The 14,375-nt window shown below is 46.7% G+C and carries 9 protein-coding genes; 1 reads left to right on the forward strand and 8 read right to left on the reverse strand.

The features are described from left to right. Nucleotides 1-49: 49 nt before the first annotated feature. The 5 genes from NIAKO_RS17350 to NIAKO_RS37585 form a co-directional block, all read right to left on the reverse strand. Complete coding sequence (locus tag NIAKO_RS17350) at nt 50-1,108, reverse strand: DUF6807 domain-containing protein (RefSeq protein ID WP_014219742.1); 1,059 nt, start codon at nt 1,106-1,108, stop codon at nt 50-52. A gap of 30 nt (nt 1,109-1,138) precedes the next feature. Further along, nucleotides 1,139-2,494 (reverse strand): Gfo/Idh/MocA family protein, encoded by a 1,356-nt coding sequence (locus NIAKO_RS17355; RefSeq protein WP_041348844.1) that lies wholly within the window; start codon nt 2,492-2,494, stop codon nt 1,139-1,141. A 407-nt stretch (nt 2,495-2,901) separates the two neighbouring features. Continuing rightward, nucleotides 2,902-3,666, reverse strand: coding sequence for a cupin domain-containing protein (locus tag NIAKO_RS17360; protein WP_014219744.1), 765 nt, complete (start codon nt 3,664-3,666; stop codon nt 2,902-2,904). A 278-nt stretch (nt 3,667-3,944) separates the two neighbouring features. Further along, nucleotides 3,945-6,203, reverse strand: coding sequence for a cellulase family glycosylhydrolase (locus NIAKO_RS17365; protein WP_014219745.1), 2,259 nt, complete (start codon nt 6,201-6,203; stop codon nt 3,945-3,947). Nucleotides 6,204-6,369: 166 nt separating this feature from the next. Continuing rightward, complete coding sequence (locus tag NIAKO_RS37585) at nt 6,370-8,421, reverse strand: chondroitinase-B domain-containing protein (RefSeq protein WP_014219746.1); 2,052 nt, start codon at nt 8,419-8,421, stop codon at nt 6,370-6,372. 484 nt (nt 8,422-8,905) lie between these two features. Here NIAKO_RS37585 and NIAKO_RS17375 point away from each other — a divergent pair, with 484 nt between their 5' ends. Continuing rightward, entirely contained in the window at nt 8,906-10,315 is a 1,410-nt protein-coding gene (locus NIAKO_RS17375; RefSeq protein ID WP_014219747.1) for a family 43 glycosylhydrolase, read from the forward strand. Here NIAKO_RS17375 and NIAKO_RS17380 read toward each other — a convergent pair whose 3' ends face one another. From NIAKO_RS17380 to NIAKO_RS36900, 3 genes are all read right to left on the reverse strand, one after another. After that, entirely contained in the window at nt 10,316-11,404 is a 1,089-nt protein-coding gene (locus tag NIAKO_RS17380; protein ID WP_014219748.1) for a hypothetical protein, read from the reverse strand. A gap of 203 nt (nt 11,405-11,607) precedes the next feature. Continuing rightward, complete coding sequence (locus NIAKO_RS17385) at nt 11,608-12,429, reverse strand: HAD-IIA family hydrolase (protein ID WP_014219749.1); 822 nt, start codon at nt 12,427-12,429, stop codon at nt 11,608-11,610. Nucleotides 12,430-12,971: 542 nt separating this feature from the next. Further along, the gene (locus NIAKO_RS36900) at nt 12,972-14,360 is read right to left on the reverse strand and encodes a hypothetical protein (protein ID WP_014219750.1); all 1,389 of its coding nucleotides are present in this window, start codon (nt 14,358-14,360) and stop codon (nt 12,972-12,974) included. Nucleotides 14,361-14,375 lie beyond the last annotated feature (15 nt).

The raw sequence follows: 14,375 nt of genomic DNA on the forward strand, positions 1-14,375 counted from the left end.
TGAATGACTTGTCCGTTTAACGTTTATTGTCTGAACAGGCATGCCCTGCTTACTTATCGGCCACGTCTTTAAACTTTGTTTTAGCGAACTCATCGGCCAGCTGGTTTAACTGGGCGTTTGAAATGGTAGTGGCACCTTCATCAAATACAATACGATATACAAAACGCACGGTCTCCCCTTTTTTCAATTGCAGGTTTTTGGCCGACTTACCATTGGTGAACACTTTTTCACCCAGCGGATTGGCTGCAAACAGGCCATAGCCCCTTGCATGCCAGTAAGTGGGATAATTAATATTGCCAGGATGGTCAATGATGGCAATGCTGATGGAATCGTTCTTCATTTTGCCAAACATCTTACACCATACCGCCCTGGTGCTCCAGGCGCTGTCGCCTTCCTTACCGGCACTGGTAATGTAGTTACCGGTGGCAATAGCGTCGGTATTCGCTTTTACCACAGTGGCAATACCCTTATTATCAGTAAACACCTGGTCCTTCTTACTGGAGATCTGTAGTTCATGCGCTACACGCAATCCCAGTAACCCATCTTTTGCATCGGTAAACAATACATCCATATCGGCTTTTAAAGTAGTGATACGGTCAATGATGCGTTGGTTACCGCTGCCACTGAACTCATACTGCGTGGTTTCTTCCAGCAGGATGTTGTTCTTTGAATCGGTCCAGTTGGCATGATAGGCCAGGATGCCCTTAGTGCCATCTTCCTTTTTAATAATGCGATCAGTTTTTATACTTCCGTACAGCGCCTTCTTTTCCTTGGGAATAGCGAAAGAGTTGTTCCAGAAATCGAGCCCGTTCACATTTTCAAAATTGAACCACAGTCCCAGGTGATGCGGATGGTCTGTAGGATCGCCGGGCATGGTGAAAATAGGATACCCGCGGGTAACCATAGCTCCATTGGCCGAAAAGATCGGATACAATACCGGTTTGGCAATTGTATCGGGATACATGAAGCGTGTGAACAGTTTTGAACCAATGAGCACGTTGATGGTAGTCTGGTCTTTTTCCGGTACCAGTTTTACCATTTCTTTTTTCTGGGCAAAGGAAACAGAGAACACACACGAGCCTATTGCCCAAAGGAAAAGTTTTTTCATACTGAGAAAAAATGGTTGTTACTAAAATGCTTAATATTTAAATGGCTTGCCGTTTACCATTACTTCCTGTGTTTTTTCATCGAATGTAGCCTTGGCGCCTGAGTGAACAGCTGCATTGGTCATGATGGTGGCAATAGAGTGATTGTAACCTGCTTCAACGGGCGCATTAGGCGTTTTACGGCTGCGGATGCATTCCATCCAATTGCGTACGTGGTTGCTGGTTAGTTTATCGCCACCGGTATTGGCGCTGGCCACTACCGCTTCGGTATTCGACAGGCTTACCTCTGGTAACAGGTTTGGCTGCATACCCATTTCATCGGCAAACTTCTTTGTTAAGCCGCCTTTGGGCGAAACGGTATTGGTGATGAGGTTCAGTTCACCGCCATTGGAGAAATAGATCTCTGATGGGCGCTCATCGCCATTATGCATGCGGCTGGCAAATGTTACCTGGAAGCCGGTTGAAGGATCGTTCAATGGACCATAATCCATCACTGCGGTAATGGTGTCCCAGTTCTTACGACCGTCTTTCCACTGGTATATACCGCCATTAGCCACTACGCTGCGAGGGTGCGGAATACCGCTGAACCAATTCACGGTGTCTATCTGGTGGCTCATCCACTGACCAGGCAAACCGGAAGAATAAGGCCAGAACAGGCGATACTCCAGGTATTTGCGCGGGTCGAACGCTTCAAACGGACGGTTCATGAGGAAGCGTTTCCAATCGGTATCTTCTTCTTTTAATTCTTTTAGTAAGGCCGGACGGCGCCAGCGGCCGGGTTGGTTTACATTCCAGGTAAGTTCTACCATGGTAATGGGACCAAACTTGCCCGATTTAATAAATTCATCAGCTGCATGGTAGTTGGAGCCGCTTCTGCGTTGTGAACCGATCTGTACAATTCTGTCGGTAGCTTTGATGGCTTTTAATGCAGCGCGGTTATCCTCCATCGTTTCGGCAAATGGCTTCTCACAATACACATCGCAACCGGCTTTTACTGCTTCGATAGCATGCAGGGCATGTTGAAAATCGGCCGTGCTGATGAATACTGCATCTACCAGTTTTTTGCTGTATAATTCTTCATTATTGCGACAGGCTTCTATATCATGACCCATTTTTTCTTTCCATTGGGCAGCACCCTCTTCCCGTCTTTTCTTCCAGATATCAGAGACGGCAACCACGTCGAAATTCAGTTCCTTGTAGTGATTCATAAAACAAGGCATATGCGAGCTGCGGTGCCGGTCGGAAAAACCAACTACCCCTACCCGTACCCTGTCGTTTGAACCTATGATCCTTCTATAACTTTGTGCGGAAAATCCGGCTTTGGCAGCTAGTAAACCTGCGCCGGCCATGGTGGTATTTTTGATAAACCTGCGACGAGAATTTTTCATATCGGCAATAATTAAATTGGTGGCCTTAAAATTAAGGAACGCCACGACAATTTAAGCATTAAAAAACAACAGGAATATATTAATTACTAAATAGATAGAATTGTTTAATGGACAGTTGAAGAGGGCGTAAGATGAATATTTTCTGTTAATGGTTGCAAGCCGGTTTAAAGTTCACAGTTGAAAGTTGAAAGTTCCCGGATTAAAATGTAGCTCTCTTTATACTAAGTTTAAGTTATTAAGTTCTTAGGTTATTGAGTTCGTTGGTTTGTTAGTTATTTAGTTCGTTGGTTAAAGACCCTGAGCGAATTCGAAGGGATTAGGCCAGAAGGCCGCGTTGAGGACTTGTTAAGTTTTATAGCGAGGTTGCATTTCTCCTACCACACCGGGGAAGGCGGGAGGGGGCAGCCCTACTGAAACTGCAACGCAAAATACTCCAGCGGTTCGGTGCTGTTGTTCTTTAACGAATGTAAAAAGTTGGAGGCAAAAAATATTACGTCGCCTTCAGCAACAGGCTGGGTAGCGTCGCCCAGTAAAACAACGCCGGTTCCTTTTCTCACTATTATTATTTCTTCCTGTGTGTGCTTATGCGGGGCATGACTAACCAGTCCGGCATTCAGGGTGGTTACATGCAATTCCATTTTTTGAAAAGCAGCTGTGAAGCGCTCAAACACTTCCCGTCTTTCGCCCTTTTCATTTTGCTGTACCGACCAGTTTTCCCAGTCGCCGGAAAAGGTACCGCCGGCCAGTTTACCACGCGCAATATCGAGGGAGGTAGTTGGTTTGAACCGGAGAGTATAATAGGTAGTCAACACCTTGCTGCTCGATTCAAAAGTATGCACATCGCCCGGCAGGATCAAGGCTACGCCACCGGGACCAATAATATTGGTGCTGGTGTTGGTAATCACTTTTAAGTTGCCTTCTTTTACTATGATGAGCTCTTCAGAATCGAAGTGGGCCAATGGGGCGTGGGGTTGCTTACCCGGGTCCAGTTCCACCACCTTCATTTCCAGGTTGGCCAGGGTGGCAGTGGGCCCGTTGGCAATTTTCATGGAATAGCTGCTGGAGTCCTTTTGTACCATAAGGTCTTTCCAGGCAAACAATTTCGATGTTATAGGCTGCGCTTGACAGAACAAGCTGGCTAAAACAGTAATAGTCAGGAAGATAGGTTTCATGGTGTAAATATAACAAGGGTTTGTTATAAGTTACGGTTTCCAGTTTATAACGTAAATAAACGGGTATGGATTGTGAATAACTGCCATTATTCTTTAAAGAATACCGCTGAAGGCTTAACGCTGAAGGCCGAAGGCCGGCAGAAGGCTGAACGCTGAACGCGAAAACCCAATATGCGGAATCCTGCGTTAAGCTTTCAGCGTTAAGCATTCAGCCTAAAAAGGGCCACCCGCTTATCACGGATGACCCCATTCTACTGCTTGCTCTTGCTTTCTTTAGTTTATTGTTTCACCAGCTTGGTGGCGGTGATTTTGCCACTATGCACCATTTTCAGGGTGTAGATACCGGCAGGCAAACGGCCCGGTTCAAAATTAACCCGGTGACTGCCGGCAGCCAGGTTGCCATTTACCAGTACTGCTACCTCTTTACCGGTTAAATCGAATACCGAGAGGTATACATGTTCCTGCGTTTCCAGGTTGAAAACAATGGTATTGTTGTTTTTAAACGGATTCGGATAACTCTGCAGGATGGTTCCGGTGGCGGCTTTGGTTGACTGATCTACCAGCGAAGCAACGATCATCCGTTGCGTAGAAATGGCAGCATCTATCACCAGTTGTGGCGGGTTGTTACCGGTTTCTGCAGAATTGAACAAAATGCGCGAGTCGTTCGACGCCAGGCTCTTCAGCGACAGGGAAATAAGCTTGCGGCCGGCGGCCATTTCGCTTTTCACATAACTGGTAACATCCCAAACGGCATAGCTGTAGGCCGCACTTGAAATATCGGCCGAAGCCAATGCGGTTGACCCTGCAGCTGGTTTGTTATTCCAGGTGAGCGTTTTTTCTGTCCAGCTGGTATTGGCCACAGCGTATACCCCCACAGGAATGGTAGTAATAGCTGTGAGATCTACTTTACCATACACTTTTAATTTTACAGAATTTATAGTACCGCTTACACTGTTTGCATCGAACAGTAAGTACGACTCCCGGTTGTTACCCGTGGTAGCGCTTGGATTTACTTTCGTCATTAAGAAAGTAGAATCTATTACGCCATGAATCAACGTGGCATTGGCCCCATCACGTACATACGCATCCTGTGCAGGCAGCAAAGTGAACAGCTGGTTAGTACCACCGCCTGTACCGGTTTGTATTTTCACTTCGGTATAACTGTTCCAGGCACTCGCACTATTGCCATGCCCTACAATGCGCACATATTTAGCGGTGCGGGGCGTAAAGGAGAATGTTTCCAGGTTGTTGTTAGCGCCGCTGCTGTGTACATTGGTAAGTACGTTGCTCCATACCAAACCACTGTCGCTTACCTGCACATCAAAATTTGAAGTACGGGTGGTACCCTGGTAGAACGCGATCTGAACGCCGCTAACCGACGTAGGTGTATTCAAACAGAACTGGATCCACTGGCCATCACCGCTGGCGCTCCAACGGGTGTTGAGGTCATTATCCAGCACATTCGCGGGCACGTTGCCATCGTTGCTGCTGGCGGTAACCGGCTCGCAAACAGGTGTTCCCCCACCAGGGAAATCATCGGCTGGGCTCATAATGCGTTCGCGCACCCAGGCGCCGGCAGGTTTCAACCTGGCTGGCGTCCAGGGACCGTTTGAACAGGTACCGGTAATCCAAACTGCGCCGGAGCGGAAATCATCAGAGTAGTTCCAGTTTGTCCAGCTGATCTTTTTTCTCGCCATCAGGTCGATGTATTGCTGCGCCATGGCGAAGTCGTTGGGACCATCGCCGCTGGCCTCCTGCGTACCGAACTCAGTTACGAATACCGGGAACAGGTTGGAGGCTTTATCCAGTTGGTTTAAATACTCCGTACGGTGGTCCTTCGCATAAAAATGGAAGGTATACATTACGTTCGGGTAGGTTAAGGGGTTGTTGACTACGTCCTGTAAAGAACCATCGCCACTCAACCCAAAGGTACTCCAGCCATGGGTGCCCACGCAGATCACCGCATCGTTGTCGATAGCACGGATGAAGGGGATCATCTGGTCGGCATACGATTTGATCTTAGCCCAGGTAGCGCCCGAATTGGGCTCATTACAGATGTCGTAAATGATGTTGTTCTTGTTTTTGTGCTGATTGGCAATTGCCGAGAAGAATGTTTTTGCTCTTGACAGGTTGTAGTTGGGATCGCCGGGTGTTAACTGATGCCAGTCAACCAGGGCATACATGCCGCGCTCAGTAGCTTCTTCAATGAGGCGGTTCACCTGGGCGGTAAACCCGGCAGGGTCCGTTTCATACCCATCTTCCTGTACATACATCGAAATGCGTAATACATCAGCACCCCAGTCGTAGGCCAGGGCATCGAGGGAAGCTTCGGTTAAACAACTTCCCCAACCGTACCATTGAATACCGTGGGTGCTCATACCGCGTAATTGAATGGGGTTGCCATACTGGTTACATAATTTGGTGCCGGTCACGCGCAACTGTCCATTCTTCTGGACCGGCGTTTGCGCCTGGGTGTTTTTCGCGCATGCCAATAGCAGGCACACGCACCATAAAATAAGGTTGGTAGCTTTTTTCATTCGGGTGATTATTTAGGTTAACAATAAACATGGTCGGTAGGGTAATAGTGTTTATAGGGTTAACCTGGTGTCCAAGTGAGTAGTGAGTAGTCAGTAGTGAGTAAGCTCGCTATTATTCAGCCTTCCGAACAATCGGAAACCCACTCACTACTGACTACTGACCAGCCTATTCTTTTATTATCTGTTTCATCATACTTTTACCGTTATTTAATAATTTAATCCAATACATCCCCGCAAGCAAGCCCTTCGCTTCAAATGGAACGCGATGGAGGCCTGCGTTCAGGTTACCATTCACCAGCAGGGCCACCTGCCGGCCCATCACATCAAACACACTCAATTGAACATGACTGTCTTTCTCCAAATTGAAGGTGATCGTATTAGTTGTTTTGAACGGATTGGGATAACTGCTGAGCGTTTCTTTTATGGTAATTGTTTCATCTGCCACCTGGCGCGCTGAAGAACTGGTTTGAATGTGCACTTCGGTATAACTGTTCCAGGCGTTTACACTGTTGCCATGACCTACAATGCGAACATATTTTGCAGTGGTAGCGGTTATAGAGAATGTTTCCAGGTTCAGGCTGGTGCCGCTGCTTACCAGGTTGGTTGCTTTTGTGCTCCAGCTGGCGCCATCGGTACTGGTTAAGATATCGAAGGTAGAAGTACGGGTGTTTCCATTGTAAAACGCGATCTGCGCCCCGGTTACCGTAGTGGCGCTGCTCAAACAAAACTGGATCCATTGGCCATCGCCATTGGCGCTCCAGCGGGTATTGAGGTCATTGTCCAGCACATTACCCGGCACGTTGCCATCATCGCTGCTGGCCACCACAGGCAGGCAGGCTGCAGGATCGGCACCATTGTAACCAACCATCGATGCAGAAAGGATCTGTGCAATCACCGGCGCAGTTGATACTTCATCGGCGCCAATATCCTTTGTTCCGCTGCGGCTTTGTCCGTCCATATCAACGGTAACATCGGTATACGTTCCGGTGGCGGCATTAATGGCCGGACTACCAGTCTGCAAATGGAACGTGCCGGTGGCATCGCGGGCCAGCAAAGGATTTACCACTGTATAGCTACCCGATGGCATGGCTCCGGCGCCATTGGCCTGGTACACGATATTGTTCGACCATACTGCACTTGTATAGGGGCCAGCAATGGAAGCCGCCGGGCCCCCACCCTGGATAATGTTATTGGCAAAGGTGGTACTGGTGGCGCCTAACCCGTTTGTACGACCGCTTTGTACGTAGTTAGTGGTATTATTTACCAGGGTATTAAACACAATCACACACCGGTCGGGCCGGTCGTGTACGGTTAAAGCATCGCCATCGGCCACTTCCCCATCGCCATTGCCAATATTGATGGCAGGGTCACAGTTCTCGAAATGGTTACTGAAGATGATGTGATCGTCGCCAAAGATGCGGATGCCGGGCGTATTGATAAAGTAATTACCATACACTACATTGTGATTGCCATGCCTGAGGGTAAACTGCGCCGGACAATCGCGAATGGTATTATAGCGCACCGTAACAGCGCTCGATTTAACAGAGATCAATTCGTTCTCGCCCTCACATTGTTCAAAAAGATTATACTCAACAATACTGTTGCTTGAAGAAAGACTGTACCCGCTTAAACCAAACTGTAAGGTTTCGGCGCCATTGCCCGATTGCGGTTGCTGATCGAGGAAATAATTGTGATGAATGTGCAGGCGTTGGGCGATCTGGCTGCCGGTACCCCGAACGGCGATAAAGCGGCCCAGTGCATCTTTATGTTGAAAGGTGTTGTAATCCACTTCATGATCGTTGCCGTTCAGCAACAGGTCTTCCCCTTCACCGGGGGTTTGAAAGATATTCCGGGTCCAGCGGCAGAAGCTGGTGCCGCTGGCCATGGTGGCCTGCGAAGCATTGAAGGTAAATTTGAACCCCTTAATAATAATATATTTCGCGGGGCTAACGATATTAATACCGGCCGTGCCGTTTATTTCAACGCCGCCAATAGTTTGCGCCTGAATGGTAATGGGCGCAGCAGCCGTTCCCTGTTTGCTGATGGAAATATCTGTACTGGCTGTATAAACGCCGTTGGCCAGGATGATGACATCACCCGGTGCTGCGTTATTGATAGCAGTTTGCAAAGCCGATAAAGAAGAAACGTTTACAGTAGCGGCATGAAGCGACGGTACTGCGCATAGCAATACGAGTAATGAGTAAAATAAGCTTTTCATTGTTTTGATTGTTTAAGGCCATCGCACAGGCATACGAGCATCCCCGGCGGGGATTCGCCTACCAGTTCAATGACAGGAATAATTAGTTAAGTGGGAGTTAACCTATTCCTGCATACCCTTTCAACAATAGAGAAGAAGAAGGTAAAACTGCAACTGCAGCAAGATGCTGCATAAATCGAACCGCAATTGCAAATTGGGGAAAACTAAAAGGAGTAGCAGGAAAAGATAATGTTGGTGAACGTTAGTAACAGGAGTATATGTTACCCATATACCAGATGAGGGTTGTTTTTTTCATTTGACAGCTTTTTGGTTTAATCGTTATGGTATATGAAGTAACTATATTTTGACAGGTATTATTTCCCTGTTATTAACTGTTAAATAAACTATCTTAACACAAATAGAACTTAAACGTAATGTTTTTACGGGCATCGCAATTGAAATATGTAAATTGCGATTGAATAATGACCCACATAATACCAACATAATGAGAGCACTTGCCTGGGTAATCGGTGTTACCCTTTTTCATTCAACGATCACGCTTGCACAAGGTTCCGGCAACCCCATTATTCCCGATCTGATAGCTGACCCCAGCATTGTATCCTTTGACGGCACGTTTTACTGTTATGCTACCACCGATGGCTATAACCAGGGACTGGCAACTTCTGGTCCGCCGGTAGTATGGATGTCAAACGACCTGGTTAACTGGCATTTTAAAGGCACTTTCTTTCCTGCAGCCGTAGGGCAATTATACTGGGCGCCCAGTACCGCAACAAAAGTGAAGGGTAAGTATTACCTGTATCCCACACTCAATACGAATATCTATGCAGCAGTGGCCAACTCCCCTGCCGGCCCGTTTCATTTGTTGAATGGCGCCGACACGTTGGCGGGGTCAAAGGCGCCCAAACCAATGGTTACACTGAAAGGGCCCAAAGGTACCAAGGGTATAGATGCAGAAGTATTCATCGATGATGATGGAAAAGCTTATATGGTATGGGCGCAGCGCGGTGCCGCCAGGTTACATGATGATATGTATACACTCGATACTACGGTTGTGATCAAAACCAAACGCAGCGGGTATTCCGAAGGCCCTTTTCTTTTTAAACGGAAAGGCATTTACTATTACCTGTATACTTTATCGGGTCATGAGAATTATCAGTATGCTTATATCTACAGCAAGGTATCGCCATTGGGGCCGTTTGAATTTCCGCAAAACGATATTATTGCCACCACCGATCATGCCAAAGGCATTTATGGCCCCGGACATGGTTGTGTGTTCAACGATAAAGGATATAAGGATAAAGGAACAGACAATTATTATTTCGCTTACCTGGAATTTGGCCGCGGAAGCACCAACCGCCAGGTATGGGTTGATAAATTGAACTTTAATGAAGATGGCACCATACAACCCGTTGTGTTAACCCATGAAGGTGTAGGCCCCCTTCATGAATGGAAAAGCCATTTCATTCCGGTGCCCATAAGAAGGGCGACTGTATCCAGTTCCCTGCCCGACATGCCAATAAAACCTATCAGGGATTCTACTTTAAACAGAACCGAAACCTATCAGCCACAAAACGCCATTGACCAATCGAACGGTACGCGGTGGATGGCAGCCACTACCGATTCTGTGGCGGCTATCACTATTGACCTGGGGTATGCACGAAAAATAAACAGGCTGGATGCATTTTTTGTAAAGCCAACAGCCGGCCATGCGTATAAGCTGGAGTATTCTACCAATGGAACCATCTGGAAACGTTGTGGCGGTCATTCCGATTTAAAGATCCAATCACCGCACACCGATAATTTTGCAGTAACGGCGCGTTATTTCAAACTCACTTTTATAAAAGGGGTTCCGGGATTATGGGAAATCCGTGCCTATCAGGATACCCGGCGGTAGCTAATGACTGGCAATTACTCCCCCTCCCGTTGCCGGAGGCCGGGTATAGAGTTCTATACTTCCGCTTTTAGACATAGTGCTGCTGAGTAAAAAACTTTGCTCCTTTTTACCATATAAGATGCGCACATAAGCAGTATTGGGCGGGTAGATGCCGAGGCTTTCGGCATAGATCACCAGCCGGTTGGGGTAACCGGGGTATAAAGGTACTTTTATAATGTATGGCTGTTCTTTTAAACACAGTTTGCTCACCAATAACTGGCCATTATAATATACACTGATGGTATCGCCATCTACAACGCCATTATCCATGAACCGGATCTCGACGGAATCGGCGTTTAAGACGTATTGGGTAGCCTGCGATACCGCCCGGCCGGCAAAATAGTTACGGCCAACCAATGAATCCTTATATACAGGTTTAACAAAGTTAATACCGGTATTGGCGGTACTGGTGGTGCTGGCGGTATTGGAGTTATTGGAGGTGCTGGTGGTAATGGCGAGAGCTGCCGGTTTTGCGGCGCCGGCGGTAATGGCCCCAATAGGGGCAGCAGTGGAACCGGCGGTTTTGGCAGTGAGTTTACGCGGCGTGATGGCAGGATCATACAAAAAAGCGGGTTTGTACACCAGCGATCCGATGTTCCTGGAATAGCGGGCAACGATATTACAAAGCGTATCGCATCTTCGTTCTCCCTGTATTATTATACTGTCGCCCTGCTGTTCAAAGGTATACTTCATGCTGTCGCATTTATTACAATGCTTGGCCCAGGTGTAATGACCGGGAGGATCTTTAAAATACACCACTTCTTTTAACTTGGTCATGATGTAGTGGTCGTAGATGCGGCCGGTAATGCGGGTGTGTAAACGTACGGTTGTGTCGGAAGGCAGGATACACTGCACCACTCCCTCAAACTGCGCGCCGTTCATTTTTGTGATCAGCAGCCGGGTATCGAAGGTTTTGGTGAGTTTGCTTTTCTCGCCAAAATACTCGCCTTTCCAGGCGCCCCTTAACCATTGATTATCCTGGCTAAACCCAGGTACAACCATCAGCACACAAACCAGGAATGCTGCTACAACCAGTATATTTTTATTCATTTTTGTACAGTTGAACTGTACGGTCAGGGCGGGTGAGCAGGCAATATAAACCCAAAAAACATACCGGCAAAAACAGAAAATTCAGGTGGTGATACCCTGTGCATTACGCAGGTTATGCACAAAAAAAGAAACCCCGACAGTATCGTCGGGGACCTTTTCCTCTTAAACATGTAGTATTGCGGATTGAACAAAACCAGTGTCAATTAAGCCACATTCAAAATCGGCTCGTGCTGTTTATCCAGCACCTTTGCAAACAGCTCCTCATTCAACAGGTCCTTTACCGACTTTATAATGTAATCAGGGGTATAGCCAAACTGATCGAGGTCTGACTCCTGGGTTACGCCCGACAGCGTTAAAACCGTTGTAAAACCCATGGAGCCGGCGCCCAGGATATCGGTACTCATAGTATCCCCGATCATAATGGTTTCGTCGGTTGACAGTTGCAAGATCTTTCGCGCCATCCGCATCATAACCGGACTTGGCTTACCCACGCTAAACGCCTGCTTACCGGTAGCAAATTCGAGCATGGCGACAAATGCGCCACAACCGGCCCGGTATTTTCCACTGCCTACGGGGCAATTGGGATCGAGGTTGGTGGCTATCAACTTCGAGCCGTTCATGATCATGTTAATTGCTTTATCAACCGATTCCAGCATAATGGTACGGCCTTCCCCGATGATCACATAATCGGGATGATCGTCAACAATAGAATAACCTACATTATGCAACTCGGTTAACAAACCTCCTTCACCAATAACATAGGCTGTGCCGTGTTCTTTGCGTGATGCCAGGTAGCGTGCGGTTGCCATGCCACAGGTAAAAATATCTTCGTCGGTTACATTAAAACCTAATTTGCGCAATTTATAGCACACATCGCGGGGTGTACGCTGACTGTTATTCGTAAGGAATAAAAACGGATAGCCTTTTTCACGCAATGAGTTGATGAACTCCACTGCGCCGGGAATAGGTTCACTGCCTTTGTAAATAACCCCATCCATGTCGATAAGAAAGCCTTTTTGTGCCATAGGTTAAGTTTTTTAAATTTTAAAATTGTCGGCAAGTGACAACCGAATTATTTTTGGCTGGCAAGAATTATTATCGGCGGCAAGAATTTGGCAAGGAGAAATTCAGGAATTAAGTGTAGAGTGCTAAGGCAAGTATTGTTATAAAACGAGCAGTCGCTGTGTTTATTATATAACGCAAATATACTGGTTGTAAGTATATGAAAAGTTAATCCATTATTAAGTTAATGAAATCAATTGGGAATGGGATATGGTAAATTGGTTTGTTTATATGATACATGTAATGCTTAGAGTAGCTTTACTGCAAATAAGAGACGTATTTTATTACTTGTAAATTTTTGAAAAAAAGTTGCTTTTTTTGGCAAACGGGGAACAGCTGCAAACTGCAAGCTTCAAGCTGCAAGCAAATACAGGCCGAAAGCCGAAAGCTGAAAGCAAATACATTTCCGGTTTTAGCTTTAGCCTTTAACCTTTTGGCTTTAACCCGTTTTCTTCACTTCAACATTCAATATTGGACATTCAATATTCAATATTCTGTATCCTGTCTACGCGCCATCATCTTCTTCCAGATCTTTCAGCGCCTTATTATACCGGTACAACACCTCCACATACTTCTCCAGCACCGGTAATAACAACCATCCGGTGGCTTTGCCATCAACCAGCATAAAATAGTACTGTACGGCGCGTTTGATATCTTTTTGTTCCAGGCAAACCCATAAACGGGTTAGCCAGAAATTGATCACTTCAGAAGAATGGTATTGTTCATAACCCGGTACGGCTTCGCGAATATCGGAGTGGGCATAGATCTGTTCAAATCGGCTGTCCTGCTCCTGTTGTATCAGGGCGCCTAATGCCAAACTGAAGTTCAACACCGGAAAGTATTTGTACATTTTCACCGCATGCTTTTTGGCCACTTCGCATAAGGAAGGCAGATCGAGCAGCACGCCCTGTTCGTAAATGGTTTGCAACGCCAACGGGTTGTGTGCATATTCGTTAGCCAGCGCCGCCATACCGTCTTCAAACTCACGCATCAGTTGCTCGTTGTTACGGTCCAGCAAATCGGCGAGCTCATCGGTTTGTTTTACTACAAACAGGTGTTCTTCAAAATGTTCTTCCAGCACGTTATTAGGTTCTTCGGCGCCATGGCCAATTTCATCCCACATTTCATGCCATTGCAATTCTTCCTCAGGTGTACAGGTATTTATTTCGGGGGGTAGTAAGCGGGTGAGCAATTCTGCATGAATGGTGATCTGTTCCAGCACCGAGCGTGTTTGCACCTTCTCTGTATTCAACATATCGTCTGAGCGAATGTTCTGCACATTGCTCAAACTTACTTCACCGGGCGGAATGTTGTCTATTTGCAGATTGATGGCAGATGCATCTTCCCGTAAGCGGGGTGGTATACCAGGGTCCTCAACCGTATAATAATAATTTCCTTCGCCGGCATATTGTTTCAGCTTGGCCAGTACCTCGGCAAACTGACCTGAACGTTCCACGATCAAATGTGGCAAGCCGTCGGTACCTAACGGAACATCGATCACCGGCACTGCATTATCATCTTCTTCCAGGATATAACGGGTAACTTCAAAGTTGTGATGCGGGTGAATATCAAACTCCATGGCAAAATCATGACCGGCGTAAATGATATTGTGCGCAAGCGCATAATCTATTTCCTTGAAATCTGCCAGTTCCTGGCTGTATTCCTGAAAAAATTCATTCTCGGAGGTATTGAAAAAAAACACGGTATCTTTTACTCCCAAACACAACAGATCTACACGATACAAACCGATAGTAACATTGCCGTTCGTATGTTTTCGCATTACAGATACATTGGCGATCTGACTTTCTTCCCAGTCCTTATTCACCATACATTTACTCACGGGCAATGTGCGTGCCTTTGTTTGCACGTATTTTCGGGGAGAGAGCGTTTGCATACCTGTGTATTTATT

Source organism: Niastella koreensis GR20-10, assembly GCF_000246855.1.
GTDB classification, from domain to species: Bacteria; Bacteroidota; Bacteroidia; order Chitinophagales; family Chitinophagaceae; genus Niastella; species Niastella koreensis.

What these genes read in the sequence shown, in the direction of transcription:
- NIAKO_RS17350 (WP_014219742.1), bottom strand. Translation starts at nt 1,108, where the DNA reads ATGAAAAAACTTTTCCTTTGGGCAATAGGCTCGTGTGTGTTCTCTGTT.
- NIAKO_RS17355 (WP_041348844.1), bottom strand. Translation starts at nt 2,494, where the DNA reads ATGAAAAATTCTCGTCGCAGGTTTATCAAAAATACCACCATGGCCGGC.
- NIAKO_RS17360 (WP_014219744.1), bottom strand. Translation starts at nt 3,666, where the DNA reads ATGAAACCTATCTTCCTGACTATTACTGTTTTAGCCAGCTTGTTCTGT.
- NIAKO_RS17365 (WP_014219745.1), bottom strand. Translation starts at nt 6,203, where the DNA reads ATGAAAAAAGCTACCAACCTTATTTTATGGTGCGTGTGCCTGCTATTG.
- NIAKO_RS37585 (WP_014219746.1), bottom strand. Translation starts at nt 8,421, where the DNA reads ATGAAAAGCTTATTTTACTCATTACTCGTATTGCTATGCGCAGTACCG.
- NIAKO_RS17375 (WP_014219747.1), top strand. Translation starts at nt 8,906, where the DNA reads ATGAGAGCACTTGCCTGGGTAATCGGTGTTACCCTTTTTCATTCAACG.
- NIAKO_RS17380 (WP_014219748.1), bottom strand. Translation starts at nt 11,404, where the DNA reads ATGAATAAAAATATACTGGTTGTAGCAGCATTCCTGGTTTGTGTGCTG.
- NIAKO_RS17385 (WP_014219749.1), bottom strand. Translation starts at nt 12,429, where the DNA reads ATGGCACAAAAAGGCTTTCTTATCGACATGGATGGGGTTATTTACAAA.
- NIAKO_RS36900 (WP_014219750.1), bottom strand. Translation starts at nt 14,360, where the DNA reads ATGCAAACGCTCTCTCCCCGAAAATACGTGCAAACAAAGGCACGCACA.